General features: G+C 73.1%; 13 protein-coding genes. 8 read left to right on the top strand and 5 right to left on the bottom strand.

What is annotated here, in order from left to right; genetic code table 11:
• Positions 1-630: 630 nt before the first annotated feature.
• Positions 631-1,419 carry an enoyl-ACP reductase FabI gene (gene fabI, locus E1291_RS29755; RefSeq protein ID WP_131741395.1) on the bottom strand — a complete coding sequence of 263 codons (789 nt, stop codon included), beginning with the start codon at positions 1,417-1,419 and terminating at the stop codon, positions 631-633.
• Positions 1,420-1,423: 4 nt separating this feature from the next.
• On the bottom strand, positions 1,424-2,128 hold the full coding sequence (locus E1291_RS29750; protein WP_131741394.1) for a beta-ketoacyl-ACP reductase: 705 nt from the start codon (positions 2,126-2,128) through the stop codon (positions 1,424-1,426).
• Positions 2,129-2,325: 197 nt separating this feature from the next.
• On the opposite strand from E1291_RS29750, the gene E1291_RS29745 reads away from it, so the two are divergent.
• Positions 2,326-3,825, top strand: coding sequence for a TldD/PmbA family protein (locus E1291_RS29745; RefSeq protein WP_131741393.1), 1,500 nt, complete (start codon positions 2,326-2,328; stop codon positions 3,823-3,825).
• Positions 3,822-5,216 (top strand): metallopeptidase TldD-related protein, encoded by a 1,395-nt coding sequence (locus E1291_RS29740; protein ID WP_131741392.1) that lies wholly within the window; start codon positions 3,822-3,824, stop codon positions 5,214-5,216. Before E1291_RS29745 ends, E1291_RS29740 begins: the two co-directional genes overlap by 4 nt.
• An 82-nt stretch (positions 5,217-5,298) precedes the next feature.
• Here E1291_RS29740 and E1291_RS29735 read toward each other — a convergent pair whose 3' ends face one another.
• Positions 5,299-5,511, bottom strand: a complete 213-nt coding sequence (locus E1291_RS29735; RefSeq protein WP_131741391.1) for a dodecin — start codon at positions 5,509-5,511, stop codon at positions 5,299-5,301.
• 68 nt (positions 5,512-5,579) lie between these two features.
• On the opposite strand from E1291_RS29735, the gene E1291_RS29730 reads away from it, so the two are divergent.
• From E1291_RS29730 to E1291_RS29720, 3 genes are all read left to right on the top strand, one after another.
• Positions 5,580-5,909 carry a DUF3099 domain-containing protein gene (locus E1291_RS29730; protein ID WP_131741390.1) on the top strand — a complete coding sequence of 110 codons (330 nt, stop codon included), beginning with the start codon at positions 5,580-5,582 and terminating at the stop codon, positions 5,907-5,909.
• 878 nt (positions 5,910-6,787) lie between these two features.
• Positions 6,788-7,939: an acyl-CoA dehydrogenase family protein gene (locus E1291_RS29725; RefSeq protein WP_131741389.1), complete on the top strand. Its 1,152-nt coding sequence runs from the start codon at positions 6,788-6,790 to the stop codon at positions 7,937-7,939.
• Between the two features lie 41 nt (positions 7,940-7,980).
• Positions 7,981-8,637, top strand: coding sequence for a TetR/AcrR family transcriptional regulator (locus E1291_RS29720; RefSeq protein ID WP_165495340.1), 657 nt, complete (start codon positions 7,981-7,983; stop codon positions 8,635-8,637).
• An 85-nt stretch (positions 8,638-8,722) separates the two neighbouring features.
• Here E1291_RS29720 and E1291_RS29715 read toward each other — a convergent pair whose 3' ends face one another.
• On the bottom strand, positions 8,723-9,532 hold the full coding sequence (locus tag E1291_RS29715; protein ID WP_131741387.1) for a helical backbone metal receptor: 810 nt from the start codon (positions 9,530-9,532) through the stop codon (positions 8,723-8,725).
• Positions 9,529-12,756, bottom strand: coding sequence for a fused isobutyryl-CoA mutase/GTPase IcmF (gene icmF, locus E1291_RS29710; protein ID WP_131741386.1), 3,228 nt, complete (start codon positions 12,754-12,756; stop codon positions 9,529-9,531). Before icmF ends, E1291_RS29715 begins: the two co-directional genes overlap by 4 nt.
• An 80-nt stretch (positions 12,757-12,836) precedes the next feature.
• Between icmF and E1291_RS29705 the strand changes: the two genes are divergently transcribed.
• From E1291_RS29705 to E1291_RS29695, 3 genes are all read left to right on the top strand, one after another.
• A complete protein-coding gene (locus tag E1291_RS29705) occupies positions 12,837-13,364 on the top strand; it encodes a MarR family winged helix-turn-helix transcriptional regulator (protein ID WP_131741396.1) in 528 nt (175 codons plus the stop codon).
• A gap of 115 nt (positions 13,365-13,479) precedes the next feature.
• The gene (locus tag E1291_RS29700) at positions 13,480-14,346 is read left to right on the top strand and encodes a tryptophan 2,3-dioxygenase (protein WP_131741385.1); all 867 of its coding nucleotides are present in this window, start codon (positions 13,480-13,482) and stop codon (positions 14,344-14,346) included.
• A partial coding sequence (locus tag E1291_RS29695) for an FAD-dependent oxidoreductase (RefSeq protein ID WP_131741384.1) occupies positions 14,336-15,686 on the top strand: 1,351 nt, incomplete at its 3' end. The genes E1291_RS29700 and E1291_RS29695, both read left to right, overlap by 11 nt.

The following is a 15,686-nucleotide window of genomic DNA, read 5'->3' as shown; positions in this document are numbered from 1 at the left end:
ATGGCGCCCGGCGGGCTGTCCCGGCCGCTGGCCGCGACGGCGTTCGGGCTGGCGTCGCGGCACCTGTCGGTCGTGCAGGCCGCCGGGCCCGAGCTGGCCCGCGCCGTCCGCGACACGACCGCCCCGCCGCGCCGTACCCGCCTCGCACGCCTGATCGCGCAGTGAAGACCCGCGCGTTGACGAGCCCCGCGCTCTAAGGCGGCGCCGGACCTCACGAGGCCCGGCGCCGCACCCGCGAACACCCCGCGCAAGCCCCCTCACCCGTCGCGGCCCCAGGCGCCATAGGGCCCAGGCTCCGCGAGGTCCAGGCACGCGTGAGACCCGGACACCGTGGGGTTCGGGCGCCACGAGGTCCAGGCAACGCGAGGTTCGGGCAACGCGAGGTTCGGGCAACGCAAGGCTCAGGCACCACGAGACCCGGGCAACGCGAGCCCCAGGCGCCCTGAGGTCCAGGCGTCGTGGGTGGGGGGGCGCGTGGACGGCCGGCGCCGGGAGAAGGGGGGGCCGCTGTCGGCCCGGCGTCGCCGGGCGGAGCCTGGCACGGCGAGAGGCCCTTCCCCGTGGGAAGAGCCTCTCGTCAGCGCCGAACGCCGGTGGCCGTCGCGGAAGGGCGGCCGCCGGGGCGGAGGGTCAGGAGGGCGGGCCGCCGACGGCGTGGATGCCGCCGTCCACGTGGATGATCGCGCCCGTCGTCGCGGGGAACCAGTCCGACAGCAGCGCGACGCACGCCCGCGCCGTGGGGTCGCCGTCCCTGGTGTCCCAGCCGAGCGGGGCGGCCTCCCGCCACATCTCCACCGTCCCCTCGAACCCGGGGATGCTCTTGGCCGCCATCGTCGCCAGCGGGCCGGCCGCGACGAGGTTGACCCGGATGCCCTGCGGGCCGAGGTACTTGGCGAGGTAGCGGGTGCACGACTCCAGCCCGGCCTTCGCGACGCCCATCCAGTCGTAGACCGGCCACGCCTTGGAGGCGTCGAAGTCGAGGCCGACGATCGAGCCGCCCTCCTTCATCAGCGGCAGGCACGCCATCGTCAGCGACTTCAGCGAGTAGGTGGAGGCGTGCACGGCGGTCGCGACGTCGTCCCACCCGGTCTCCAGGAAGTTGCCGCCGAGCGCCGTCTGCGGCGCGAACGCGATCGCGTGCATGACGCCGTCCAGCCGGTCGAAGCCCACGTCGCGCAGGTTCCCGGCCAGCGCGTCCAGCTCCGCGGCGTTCGTCACGTCGAGCTCCAGCACCGGCGGCACCGCGTCCGGGCCGGACGGCAGCCGCCGCGCGGTCCGCTCGGTCAGCGTGGGCCGCGGGTAGGCGGTCAGCACCACCTCGGCGCCCTGCTCCTGCGCGACGCGCGCCACGTGGAAGCCGATCGACTTGTCGGTCAGCACCCCGGTGACCAGGATCCGCTTGCCTTCGAGTAGTCCCATGACCTCAGTGCCCCATTCCCAGGCCGCCGTCCACCGGGATCACGGCCCCGGTGATGTAGGCGGCGTCCTCGCTCGCGACGAACCGCACGGCCTTCGCGACCTCGTCCGGCCGCGCGATGCGGCCGAGCGGGATCGAGGCGGTGATGGCCGCCTGCTGCTCCTCGGTCAGCACCGACGTCATGTCGGTGTCGACGAACCCGGGCGCGACCACGTTCACCGTGATGTTGCGCGAGCCCAGCTCGCGGGCCAGTGACCGCGCGAAGCCGACCATGCCCGCCTTGGACGCCGCGTAGTTCGACTGTCCCGGCGAGCCGAGCAGCCCGACCACCGACGACACCAGCACGATGCGGCCGGAGCGCTTGCGCATCATGCCCTTCACGGCGCGCTTGGCGACCCGGAAGGAGCCGGTGAGGTTCGTGTCGAGGACCGAGGTGAACGACTCCTCGTTCATGATCGCCAGGAGGGTGTCCTTGGTGATCCCGGCGTTGGCCACGAGCACCTCCACCGGACCCTGCTCGGCCTCGACCTTGCCGAACGCGGCGTCGACGTCCTCGGCGCTGGTCACATCGCACCGGACGCCGAACAGCCCGGCCGGCGGCTCGCCCGACCGGTAGGTGACCGCGACGGCGTCACCGGCCGTGGCGAGCTCACGCGCGATGGCCAGGCCGATTCCCCGGTTACCCCCGGTCACGAGGACAGAGCGACTCATCAGGGACCCTCTCGTTGGTGTGCGGGGGGCCGGCTCCGCGGCGGCCCGCCCCGGTCGTCCCACGAACCGTACTGCGGCGACGACAGCAAGGGACACTAGCGGCCCCCGACCGGCATGAGCATGTTCCGTTCCGACAAGATCCCCTCCCCCCGTTTTGTTCGGGCCGCCCGCCCGGCCCGGCGGGTAGGTTGCCAAGGGTGCATGACATCGATCCCGCCTTCACCGCGCTGCCGCTGCGCGCGCTGGCCGACGCGGCGCTGAGCCGGGCCCGGGAGCTCGGCGCCGAGCACGCCGACTTCCGCCTGGAACGCATCCGCAGCCAGACACTCCGCCTCCACGACGCCGCCCTGGAGACCGCCCTGGACGCCGACGACCTGGGCCTGTCGGTCCGCGTCGTCAAGGACGGCACCTGGGGCTTCGCCGCGGGCATCGACCTCACCCCGGACGGCGCCGCCCGGGTGGCCGCGCAGGCCGTCGAGGTCGCCGCCGTCGCCCGCGCCGTCAACCGCGAGCCGATCGAGCTGGCCCCCGAGCCCGTGCACGGCGAGCGGACCTGGGTCTCCTCCTACGAGACCGACCCGTTCGACGTGCCGACCGGCGACAAGATCGGGCTGCTGGCCGGCTGGAGCCGCCGGCTGCTCGCCGACGACCGCGTCGACCACGTGGACGCGACGTTGCTGCAGGTGAAGGAGAACAAGTTCTTCGCCGACCTCGCCGGGACGGTCACCACCCAGCAGCGCGTCCGGCTGCACCCGGTCGTCAACGCCGTGGGCATCGCCGACGGCGTCTTCGACACCATGCGCACGCTGGCGCCGCCCGCCGGGTACGGGTGGGAGTGGCTCACCGGCCCGCACTGGGACTGGGACGGTGAGCTGGCCCGCATCCCCGAGCTGCTGGCCGAGAAGCTCGCCGCCCCGTCGGTGGACGCCGGGACGTACGACGTGGTCATCGACCCGTCCAACCTCTGGCTGACGATCCACGAGTCCATCGGGCACGCCACCGAGCTCGACCGCGCGCTCGGCTACGAGGCCGCCTACGCGGGCACCTCCTTCGCCACCCCCGACAAGCTCGGGTCCCTGCGGTACGGGTCGAAGGTCATGAACATCACCGGGGACCGGACGGCCGAACATGGCCTGGCCACCATCGGCTACGACGACGAGGGCGTGCGGACCCAGGAGTTCGACATCGTCTCCGGGGGGCTGTTCACCGGCTACCAGACCGACCGGCGCATCGCCCGGCTCACCGGCGCCGACCGTTCCAACGGGTGCGCCTTCGCCGACTCCTCGTCCAGCATGCCGATCCAGCGGATGGCGAACGTGTCGCTGCGGCCCGCCGAGGACGGCCCGTCCACCGACGAGCTGATCTCCGGGGTGGAACGCGGCGTCTACATCGTCGGCGACAAGAGCTGGTCGATCGACATGCAGCGGTACAACTTCCAGTTCACGGGGCAGCGCTTCTACCGCATCGAGAACGGGCGGCTGGCCGGACAGCTGCGCGACGTGGCCTACCAGGCCACCACCACCGACTTCTGGAACTCCATGGAGGCCGTCGGCGGGCCCCAGACCTACGTGCTGGGCGGGGCGTTCAACTGCGGCAAGGGCCAGCCCGGCCAGGTCGCCCCGGTCAGCCACGGCTGCCCGTCGGCGCTGTTCCGCGGGGTCAACATCCTCAACGCGCTGAAGGAGGCCGGGCAGTGACCGGATCGCTGAGGCCGCAGGAGGCCGTGGAACGGGCGCTGGAGCTGTCGCGCGCCGACGACTGCATCGTGATCGCCGACGAGTCCAGCACCGCGAACCTGCGCTGGGCGGGCAACACGCTGACCACCAACGGCGTCACCCGCTCCAGCCGCCTCACCGTCATCGCGCTGCGCCGCACCGGCGGCGGCGTCGCGGCGGGCGTGGTGTCGCGGGCCGCCGTCGGCGCCGACGGGATCGAGGACCTGGTGCGCGCCGCCGAGGCCGACGCCGCGGGCAACGAGGCCGCCGAGGACGCCGCGCCGCTGGTGCCCGGGACTGGGGCCGGCACGGGCGGCGGGTGGGACGACGACCCCGCCGAGACCGGCATCGGCGTCTTCGAGGGCTTCGCGCCCGCGCTCGGCGAGGCGTTCGCCGCCGCGCAGTCCGCCGACCGGCGGCTGTACGGGTTCGCCAACCACATGCTGACCTCGACGTTCCTCGGCAGCTCGGCGGGGCTGAGGCTGCGCCACGACCAGCCGACGGGGCTGCTGGAGTTGAACGCCAAGGGCGCGGGCGGCTCGGCGTGGACGGGCGCCGGGACCCGCGACTTCACCGACCTGGACGTCCCGGCGCTGACCGGCGACCTCGCCCGCCGCCTGGACTGGGGCGAGCGGCGCGTCGACCTGCCCGCCGGGCGCTACGAGACGCTCCTGCCGCCGAGCGCCGTCGCCGACCTGATGATCTACCTGTACTGGTCGGCGGGCGCGCGGGACGCCCAGGACGGCCGGACGGTGTTCAGCGCCCCCGGCGGCGGCACCCGCGTCGGGGAGCGGCTCGCGAACCTGCCCGTCACGCTGTCCAGCGACCCGGCCGCCGCCGGGCTGGAGAGCGCACCGTTCGTCATCGCGCACGCCTCCAGCCGCGAGTCCTCGGTGTTCGACAACGGGCTGCCGCTCGGCGCCACCGACTGGATCGCCGACGGCGCGCTGAACGCGCTCACCCAGACCCGGGACTCGGCGCGGCGGACCGGGCTGCCGGTCACCCCGGCCGTCGACAACCTGGTCATGACCGGGCCGGAGGGCGGGGCGTCGCTGGAGGACATGGTGGCCCGCACCGAGCGGGGGCTGCTGCTGACGTGCCTGTGGTACATCCGCGAGGTCGACCCGCAGAGCCTGCTGCTGACCGGTCTCACCCGCGACGGCGTGTACCTCGTCGAGGACGGCGAGGTCGTCGGGGCCGTGAACAACTTCCGGTTCAACGAGAGCCCCGTCGACCTGCTGTCGCGGCTCGCCGAGGTCGGCGGGACGGTCCCCACCCTGCCGCGCGAGTGGTCGGACTACTTCACCCGGGCGGCGATGCCGGCCGTGCGGATCGGCGACTTCAACATGTCGACGGTGTCCCAGGCCTCCTGACCGGATCCGGGCATCCCCGGCCCTCGCCGAGGGCCGGGGTACCCGCCCGGCGCCTCCGCGGGGGCGCCGGGCGGGGCCTCGCTCAGCCGTCCTCGAGCCGGAAGCCGACCTTCAGGCCGACCTGGTAGTGGGCCACCTCCCCGTCCTCGATCTGGCCCCGGACCTCCGTCACCTCGAACCAGTCCAGGTGGCGGAGCGTCTGCGACGCGCGCCTGAGGGCGTTGCGGATCGCCTTCTCGACGGACTCCGGCGAGGTCCCGACGATCTCCGTCACCCGGTACGTGCGATCGGTCATCTTGGTTCCTCCCCATTCGGGCACGACCTGCTGTCGCCTGCCGGACTCCCTGGGCTTACCGTGGAAACGTGAAGGTCAATCACCACCGAGGCCCAGAGGTGTACACGGTCACCGACGCCCCCCGCCCGATGTCGGAGGACATCGGGCACCGGCAGCGGCGCTACCTGCTGTCCATGGGCATCCGCACCGGGTGCTTCGTCGCCGCCGTGCTCTCCGCGATGGCCGGCGCCCCGCTCTGGCTCGTGGGGATTCTGGTGGCCGGCGCGCTGTTCCTGCCCTACATCAGCGTCATCTTCGCCAACGGCGGCCGTGAGCCGACCCCGTCCGCGCGCTTCGACGATCCGGAGAGCCGCGCACAGAAGCCGGTTTCCGGACAGCGACCGGAAATCGGGTCGTGACATTCTCTTGACTAACCGCGGGGGGTTTCGGTGTACGATTTGTACCGGCGCTCTGGTCCCCCGTCGGAGCGCCCGTGCCGGTGTTCCGGGCCCCCGTCGGAACACCGATGATGCGGCGCCGGGTGGATTGCCCCCGTATCCACCCGGCGCCGCTTTTCATGTCCGGGGGGTTCCGCTTGACCCTCCCGCGGTACGGCCTTGAGGCCGCCCCCACGGGCCCTCGCACATCCCGCCGCGAGCACAAGACCCAACGTTGGCCTGCTCCGGCCAGGAGCCGAAACGGCGCCGATCCGAACCATTCCCGCCGCGATCCCGTGCAGCGGTTCGTTTCGCCGGCCACGGGCCCGTGATCTCCGCGATGTGCACGGTAAACGCGAGATTCTCTCACGATCACTGTGGCGATCTCCTGGAGAACTCCGCGTCGATCTCGGGGTCGATCTCCATGCCGATCCGCGCGCCGATCTCCGTTCGATCTCACGCCGATCCGCTTCGGGTCACCCCACATTCACTCGCCGCACCCCACGGCGCGAGACCGGGCCGGCGCCCATGAGGGGCGCGTAGCGGCACGGGCCGCCCACCCGGACTTCCCTACGGCGCACGCCACTCCCCGAGCCCGCCCACGGGCCTCTCAGAGCCCGCGGCGGCCCACCCAGTCGTCCCGCATGGCACCCGGCCCGGCACCCCGGCATGGTCCGCGCACCTGTCCCCGGACGACCCGCGGAGGCGAGCCATGGCCGACCGCTAGACGGAACGCTAAGTTCTGTTCGGGCCATTACGGGCAGCTCGGAGGGCCATTGCCGCCCTTGTGTCGGTTGCTTCTAGAATGTAATTCGGGTTAGGTTAGCGTTCCGTTAGTCACGCGGAGGAAGGGGCCCAGCGTGCGCCGCACCCTGTTCAACGAGGACCACGAGGCGTTCCGGGAGATGATCCGGGCCTTCATCGCCGCCGAGGTCGCGCCGGTGTTCGGCGAGTGGGAGAAGGCCGGCCACCCGCCGCGCGGCTTCTACCACCGGCTCGGCGAGCTGGGCGTCTTCGGGATCCAGGTGCCCGAGGAGTACGGGGGCGCCGGCGAGACGAGCTTCCGGTACCAGGCGGTGATCGCCGAGGAGTGCGCGCGGGCCGCGGTGAGCTTCGGCGGCCACACCGTCCACGTGAACCTGGTGCTGCCCTACCTGCTGAAGTACGGCACCCCGGAGCAGAAGAAGCGCTGGCTGCCGCCGTTCGCGTCCGGCGAGATGATGACGGCCATCGCCATGACCGAGCCGGGCACCGGCTCCGACCTCGCGGGGATGCGGACCACGGCGCGCCCGGACGGCGACCACTACGTCCTGAACGGAGCCAAGACGTTCATCACCGGCGGCGTCCTGGCCGACCGGGTGCTGGTGGTCGCCCGCACCTCCCCCGCGCCGCCGGAGGACCGCCGGGCGGGCCTGTCGATCCTCGCGGTGGACGCCCGCAGCGAGGGCTACGCGGTCGGCCGCCGGCTGGAGAAGATCGGGCTGCGCAGCTCCGACACCGCCGAGCTGTCGTTCACCGACGTCCGGGTGCCCGCCGCGGACCTGCTGGGCGAGGAGGGGCGCGGCTTCGAGTACCTGACGCACAACCTGGCCGAGGAGCGCCTCGGCATCGCGACGACCTCCTACGCGTCCGCGGCCGCCGCCGTGGAGTTCGCCCGCGCCTACGTGCGTGAGCGCACGGTGTTCGGCAAGCCCGTGTCCTCGTTCCAGAACACCAGGTTCGTGCTCGCCGAGTGCGCCGCCGAGGTCGAGGCGGCCCGCTCGCTGGTGGACCGCGCCATCGAGGCGCTGGACGCCGGGGAGCTCACCCCCGCCGACGCCGCCGTCGCCAAGCTGTTCTGCACCGAGGTGCAGGGACGCGTCGTCGACAAGTGCCTCCAGCTGCACGGCGGCTACGGCTACATCCTGGAGTACCCGATCGCCCGCCTCTACGCCGACGCCCGGGTGTCGCGCATCTACGGTGGCACCAGCGAGGTCCTGAAGACGATCATCGCCAAGGACATGAGGGTCTGAGCGGCACGGCGGGCGGCGCCCGCCCGCGATCGGAGGCGACGGTGACCAGCCCGCGGACGGCCGGGGAGGGCCGGGCACGCGACCGGGAGGCGACCGAGGAGGCGCTGCGCGCGGCGGCGATCGCGCTGCTGCGCCGCCGCGGCGTCCTCGCCGGCCTCAACCTGCGCGAGGTCGCCGACGCGGCGGGCGCCAACCGGGGGCTGGTCTACCAGTACTTCGGGTCGCGGCGGGCCCTGCTGCGCTCGGCGCTGTTCCACCGGTCCCGGCCGCACGCCGACGACGCCGCCGAGTCGGACGGGCTGCCGCTGCGCAAGCGGCTGTCCCGGCTGTTCTGGACGAGCCTGCGCGACCCCGAGCCGATCATGCTGGCGACGCTGCTGGTGCTGGACGGCGACGACCGGCCGAGGGTCCTGCCCAACCGCGGGGAGGGCCGCCGCGCGCTCGCCGCGGACGCCGCGCGCGGGGAGCTGCCGGTCGACGACGTCGAGGCCGTCCAGGCGGCGCTGGCGTCCACGATCTACGGTTACACGCTGCTGCGCGAGCACCTGGCGCGGGAGATCGACGTGCCCGTGGAGGAGCTGGACGGGCGGATGGCGCGCTGCCTGGACGCCATGTTCGCCCGCTCACCCGCCCCGGGCCCCGGGCCGGCGGTCCCCCGTCAACCGGCGGACCCTGACGAGACGGAGGGCCCCGCCTGAGCAGCTGACCGTCCTTGAGCGGAGAGCCCTGACCAGGCCCTAGGCCCAGGCCGGACGGCGGGTCGTGACCAGGGGCCGGGCGCGGCTATGCGGCGGGTCCCGGCTTGCGGGCGGCGGCGAGCTGGCGGGCCAGTACCACCGGGGCGTCCACCAGTGACGGGCCGTACCAGGTGAGATAGCGGCCGTCGACGAGCGCGGCCTCCAGGTCGGGGAACGCCTCCGGGCCGTCCTCGGCGGTGAAGCGGTACGGCTCGTCGGGCAGGACGACCAGGTCGGCCCCGGCGGCGTTCAGCTCCGCCAGGGGGATCTTGGGGTAGCGCTCCGGGTGTCCCGCGTAGACGTTGGCGACGCCGAGCCGGGACAGGACGTCGCCGGTGAAGGTGTCGCGGCCCGCGACCATCCACGGCCGCCGCCAGACCGGCACGACGGCCGCGCGGGACGCTCCGGGGACCGTCTCCGACCAGGCGCGGGCCGCGTCGCCGAGCCAGCCGGGGGCCGGGACGCGGCACGCCCCGGCGAGCATGCGGCGCAGCGACCGCAGCGCCCCGTCCACCGTGCGGATCCTGGTCATCCAGACCGGGACGCCCGCCGCGCGCAGCGCCGCGACGTCGGCGGGCCGGTTCTCCTCGGCGTCGCCGACGACCACGTCGGGGCGCAGCCGCGCGATCGCGTCCAGGTCGGGGTTCTTGGTGCCCCGCACGCGCGGCACGTCGAGCCCCTCCGGGTGGGTGCACCAGTCCGTCGCGCCCACGAGCAGCTCCGGCGCGGTCACCGCGACCGTCTCGGTCAGCGACGGGACGAGCGACACCACCCGGCGCACCCGGTCCGGGACGGGGACCGGGGCGCCGGTGTCGTCGGTGCCGCCGGGGGCGGCGCCGCCGGGAGCGGTCGTCATACGTTGCGGCGGTACTGGCCGCCGACCTCGAAGAACGCGTCGGTGATCTGCTGGAGGCTGCACACCCGCGCCGCGTCCATCAGGACCGCGAACACGTTCTCGCCGGAGCGGGCCGCCTCCTTGAGCGCGGCGAGCGCCTCCTGCGCGTCGTCGCGGTGCGACACCTGGTAGGCGCGGACCCGGTCGAGCTGGGACTGCTTCTCCCCCTCGGTGGCGCGGGCCAGCTCGATCGTCGCGGGCGTGCCGTTGCCGGCGCCCGGGTCGCGGAAGGTGTTCACGCCGATGATCGGCAGGGTGCCGTCGTGCTTGCGCTGCTCGTACAGCATCGACTCGTCCTGGATGCGGCCGCGCTGGTAGCCGGTCTCCATCGCGCCGAGGACGCCGCCGCGCTCGCTGATGCGGTCGAACTCCGCCAGGACGGCCTCCTCGACCAGGTCGGTGAGCTCGTCGATGATGAACGACCCCTGCAGCGGGTTCTCGTTCATCGCCAGGCCCCACTCCCGGTTGATGATCAGCTGGATCGCCAGGGCCCGCCGCACCGACTCGGCCGTGGGCGTGGTGACGGCCTCGTCGTAGGCGTTGGTGTGCAGGCTGTTGCAGTTGTCGTAGATGGCGATGAGGGCCTGGAGCGTGGTGCGGATGTCGTTGAAGTGCATCTCCTGCGCGTGCAGCGAGCGGCCGGAGGTCTGCACGTGGTACTTGAGCTTCTGGCTGCGCTCGTTGGCGCCGTACCGGTCCCGCATGGCCACGGCCCAGATGCGCCGGGCCACGCGCCCCAGGACGTTGTACTCGGGGTCCATGCCGTTGGAGAAGAAGAACGACAGGTTGGGCGCGAAGTCGTTCACGTCCATGCCGCGCGCCAGGTAGGACTCCACGTAGGTGAACCCGTTGGCCAGCGTGAACGCGAGCTGGCTGATGGGGTTCGCCCCGGCCTCGGCGATGTGGTAGCCGGAGATGGACACCGAGTAGAAGTTGCGGACGGCGTTGGCGATGAACCATTCCTGGATGTCGCCCATCATCCGCAGTGAGAACTCGGTGGAGAAGATGCAGGTGTTCTGGCCCTGGTCCTCCTTGAGGATGTCCGCCTGGACGGTGCCGCGCACGGTGGACAGCACACGCGCGCGCACCTCGGCGGCCTCGTCGTCGGACGGCTCGCGGCCGTGCTCGGCGCGGAACGCCTCGATCCCCTGGTCGATGGCGGTGTTGAGGAAGAACGCCAGGATCGTCGGCGCGGGCCCGTTGATGGTCATCGACACCGACGTGGTCGGCGAGGACAGGTCGAACCCGTCGTAGAGGGCCTTCATGTCCTCCAGCGTCGCGATCGACACGCCGGACGTGCCGACCTTGCCGTAGACGTCGGGGCGCTCGTCCGGGTCGCGCCCGTACAGGGTGACCGAGTCGAACGCGGTGGACAGGCGGGTCGCGGGCTGGCCCTCCGACAGGAGCTTGAAGCGCCGGTTGGTGCGGAAGGGGTCGCCCTCCCCGGCGAACATCCGCGCCGGGTCCTCGTTGTCGCGCTTGAAGGGGAAGACGCCCGCGGTGAAGGGGAACCGCCCCGGCAGGTTCTCCGCGCGGAGGAAGCGGAGCAGCTCGCCGTGGTCGGTGTAGCGGGGCAGCGCGACGCGCGGGACGCGGCTGCCCGACAGCGACTCGCGGGTCAGCTTCGTCCGCAGCTCCTTGTCGCGGATCCGCACGACCTGCTCGTCGCCGGAGTAGGCCTCCACGACGGCGGGCCAGCCCGCGACCAGCTCGGCGTCGGCGGGGTCGACGTCCCGGCGGGCCCGCTCCAGCAGGCCCTCGACCTCGGTGGCGTCGGTCAGCTCGGCGCGGACCTCGTCCAGCCGCTGGACCCGGCGGACCGCCTCGACCTGCCGGGCCGTGGTGGCGTGATAGCCGCGCACCGTGTCGGAGATGTCGGACAGATAGCGGACGCGCGCGGGCGGGATGACCGTGGCGGCACCGGTGGAGATCTTGGTGTCCGCGGCGGGCAGGGTACCGGGCTCCAGCGTCAGGCCGTGCTCGGCGAGCAGCTCGCCGAGGTGCTGGTAGAGCGCGGTCACGCCGTCGTCGTTGAAGGTGGCGGCGCTGGTGCCGAACACGGGCATCTCCTCGGGCCGCCGCCCGAACGCCTCCCGGTTGCGGACGAGCTGGCGGGACACGTCCCGCAGCGCGTCGGCGGCGCCGCGCCGCTCGAACTTGTTGATCGCCACCACGTCCGCGAAGTCGAGCATGTCGATCTTCTCGAGCTGGGACGCGGCGCCGAACTCGGGCGTCATCACGTACAGCGACACGTCCACCAGCGGCACGATCGCGGCGTCGCCCTGCCCGATGCCGGGGGTCTCCAGGACGACCAGGTCGTACCCGGCGGCCTTGCAGGCGGTGACGATGTCGTCGATGTTCTCGGGCAGCTCGCGGGCGCCGCGGGTGGCCAGCGACCGGAAGAAGACGTGGTCGCCGTCCAGGGCGTTCATCCGGATCCGGTCGCCGAGCAGCGCGCCGCCGCCGCGGCGCCGGGTCGGGTCGACCGCCAGCACGGCCACGCGCAGCTTGTCCTGCTGATCGGCGCGCAGCCGGCGCACGAGCTCGTCGGTCAGCGAGGACTTGCCGGACCCGCCGGTGCCGGTGATGCCGAGCACCGGGACGCGGCGCCGGCCGGCGGCCTCGGCGAGCGCGGCCCGGTCGGCGTCCGGCAGCGCCCCGGCCTGCAGGCAGGTGATCGTCCGGGCCAGGGCGCGGCGGTCGCCGGCGAGCACCGCGTCGGCGGCGGCGGGCTCGGCGGCCAGGTCGGCGTCGCAGTCGCGGACCAGCTCGTTGATCATGCCGGGCAGGCCGAGCCGCTGGCCGTCCTCCGGCGAGAAGATCCGCACGCCGGCCTCCGAGAGCCGGGCGATCTCCTCGTGCACGATGACGCCGCCGCCCCCGCCGAACACGCGGACGTGCTCGGCGCCGGCCTCCTTCAGGCTGCGCGCGAGGTACTCGAAGTACTCCACGTGGCCGCCCTGGTACGAGCTGATGGCCACGCCCTGCGCGTCCTCCTCCAGGACGGCGTCCACGACCTCGCGGACGGAGCGGTCGTGCCCCAGGTGCACGACCTCGGCGCCCTGGGCCTGCAGGATCCGCCGCATGATGTTGATGGCGGCGTCGTGCCCGTCGAACAGGGCCGCCGCCGTTACGAACCGCACCGGATGCACCGGCACGTGGAGGTCTCCGCCGGAACCCGTCACGTCTGCCACCCCAACTCTTGGACATCCAATATTTGGAAGTTAAAATAGTTTCCGTGCGCGATCCGGTCAAGACCAGCCAGGTGTCCTACGGTGGGGCGGTGCAGAACCCCGACCACCCCGACGTCCTCGATCCCATCGCCGAGGCCCATCGCCAGTGGAGCGCCCGCTGGCCCGAGCACGCCGACCACATGGCCGCCGTCACCTCGGTCATGCGCGCCCAGCAGCTGCTGCTGAGCCGCGTCGAGGCCGCCCTCAAGCCGTTCGGGCTGACCTTCGCGGCCTACGAGGCGCTGCGCCTGCTGGCCTTCACCCGCACCGGCAGCCTCCCGATGGGCAAGATGGGCGCCCGGCTCATGGTCCACCCCGCCTCGGTCACCAACGTGATCGGCCGGCTGGAGGAACGCGGCCTCGTCGGCCGCAGCCCGTCACCGCGGGACCGCCGCGTCGTCCTCGCCGGCATCACCCCGGCCGGGCGCGACCTCGCCGAGCGGGCCACCGCCGCGCTCAACGACACCGGCTTCGGCATCGCCGGCCTGCCCGCCGAGCGCGCCGCGGAGATCACCACCGCGCTGCGCTCGGTCCGCGCCGCCGCCGGCGACCTCGACTGAGCCCGCCGGCCGCCCCCCTGCCTGATTTGTACGTCCCACTTCCCCCTCCACCCTGCCTGGGGGAATCGATCCAATATGCTGCGGGTCACATCCGTTGTGTCGCGAGGAGGCGAGAATGGCGGATTCGCCGACGATGACGTACGGCGGCTACCTGCGGCTCGACAGGCTGCTGTCGTGTCAGGAACCGATGACGCGGGCGCATGACGAGCTGCTGTTCGTGATCATCCACCAGGTGTACGAGCTGTGGTTCAAGCAGATCCTGCACGAGGCCGCGCTGCTGCAGCGCCGGCTCGAGGACGGCAACAGCGCCGGGGCGCTGCACACCGCCCGCCGGATCGCCAAGATCCTCAAGACCGTGGTCGGGCAGCTGGACGTGCTGGAGACCATGACGCCCCGGCAGTTCGCCTCGTTCCGCGACTCCCTCGGCACCTCCAGCGGGTTCCAGAGCGAGCAGTTCCGCGAGCTGGAGGCGGTGCTCGGCCGGCGCGGCTTCCCCGCGTCCGACCTGCGCGACGACGAGCGGCTCCGGGCGGCCGTCGCGCGGCCGTCGCTGTTCGACTCGCTGCTGCGCTACCTGGCCGGGCGCGGGCTGCCCGTCCCGGCGGCGGCCCTCGAGCGCGACACCTCGCGCCCGTGGGAGCCCGACCCGGGTGTCCAGAAGGCGCTGCTGGCCGTCTACGCCGACGAGAGCGGGCCCGCGGCGGAGGTGTGCGAGGCCCTGGTCGACGTGGACGAGGGCGTCCAGGAATGGCGGTACCGGCACCTGAAGATGGTAGAGCGGACCATCGGCGCCAAGCTCGGCACCGGCGGGTCCGCCGGCGCCGACTATCTGCGCTCCACGCTGTTCGCCCCCGCCTTCCCCGACCTGTGGGAGGTCCGCTCGCAGACCGAGTCGCTCCCCATGCCCGGCCGAGACGATGATGACGACGACGGCGGCGGGCCGGGCACCGGCGCGGGCGAGGGGTCCGCCCATGACGCCTGAGAACACGGCGTCCGAGAACACGGCGTCCGGGAAGGCCGGGGCGCGGGACGAGCGCGTCGCGATCGTCGGAGCGGGCCTGGCGGGAAGCCTCCTGGCGGTGCTGCTCGGCCGCCGCGGCATCGAGGTGACCGTGTACGAGCGGCGTCCCGACCCCCGCGTCGCCGGGGCCGAGCGCGGCCGCTCGATCAACCTGGCCATCTCCGCGCGCGGTCTCGCGGCGCTGGAGCAGGTCGGCCTGCGCGACCAGTCTCTGGAGCAGGCGCTGCCCATGCACGGCCGGATGGTGCACCCGCCGGGCGGCCGGCCCAACTTCCAGCCCTACAGCGCCGACGGCGCGCGCGCCATCAACTCCATCAGCCGCTCCGGGCTGAACGAGTCACTGCTGCGGGCGGCCGAGGCCACGCCCGGGGTCAAGCTCCGCTTCGCGCAGCGCGTCACCGGCGTCGACGCCAAGGCCGGTGCCCTGCTCCTGGAGGACGGCGAGGGGCGGATCACCACCGAGCCCGCGGACGTCGTCCTGGCCGGTGACGGCGCCTACAGCGCCGTCCGCTCGTCCACGAACCTGGACGGCGACACCGACTTCCTGGAGCACGGCTACAAGGAGCTGACCGTCCCGCCACGGGACGGGGAGTTCGCGCTCGACCCGGACGCGCTGCACATCTGGCCGCACGGCACCGCGATGATGATCGCGCTGCCGAACCTCGACCGGTCGTTCACGTGCACGCTGTTCTGGCCGAAGGCCGACTTCGCCGCGCTGGACACGCCGGAGAAGGTCACCGCGCACTTCGCCCGGCACTACCCCGACGTCGCGGGCCTGATGCCCGGACTGGCCGACGACTTCCGGCAGAACCCGGTGGGCTCGCTGGTCACCGTCCGGTGCTGGCCCTGGGTGCGGCGGGGAGAGGGCGCGGTCGTGGGCCTGCTCGGCGACGCCGCGCACGCGATCGTGCCGTTCTTCGGGCAGGGCGCCAACTGCGCCTTCGAGGACTGCATCGAGATCGACCGCTGCCTGGACGAGGCGGGCGGCCGGTGGCCGCGCGCCCTGGAGCTGTACCAGGAGCGGCGCAAGGCCAACACCGACGCGATCGCCGAGATGGCGCTCGACAACTTCGTCGAGATGCGCGACCGCGTGTCCTCGCCGGTGTACCGCGCCAAGCAGGCGGTGACGCACGCCCTGGAGCGGCGGCTCGCGGGCCGGTACGTCTCCCGCTACGAGCTGGTGTCGTTCTCGACCCTGCCGTACGCGCGGATCCCGGCCCGGATCAGGCGCCAGAACACGATCCTCGGCGCGGCCGCGCTGGGCGGGGCCGCCGCCCTCGGCCTCTCGGGCGCCGCGCTGG

The sequence above is a fragment of the Actinomadura roseirufa genome (assembly GCF_900659635.1).
In the GTDB taxonomy this organism is placed as follows: Bacteria; Actinomycetota; Actinomycetes; order Streptosporangiales; family Streptosporangiaceae; genus Spirillospora; species Spirillospora roseirufa.
The sequence above is the reverse complement of the archived record's forward strand: the minus strand, read 5'-3'. Positions and strand labels throughout refer to the sequence as shown.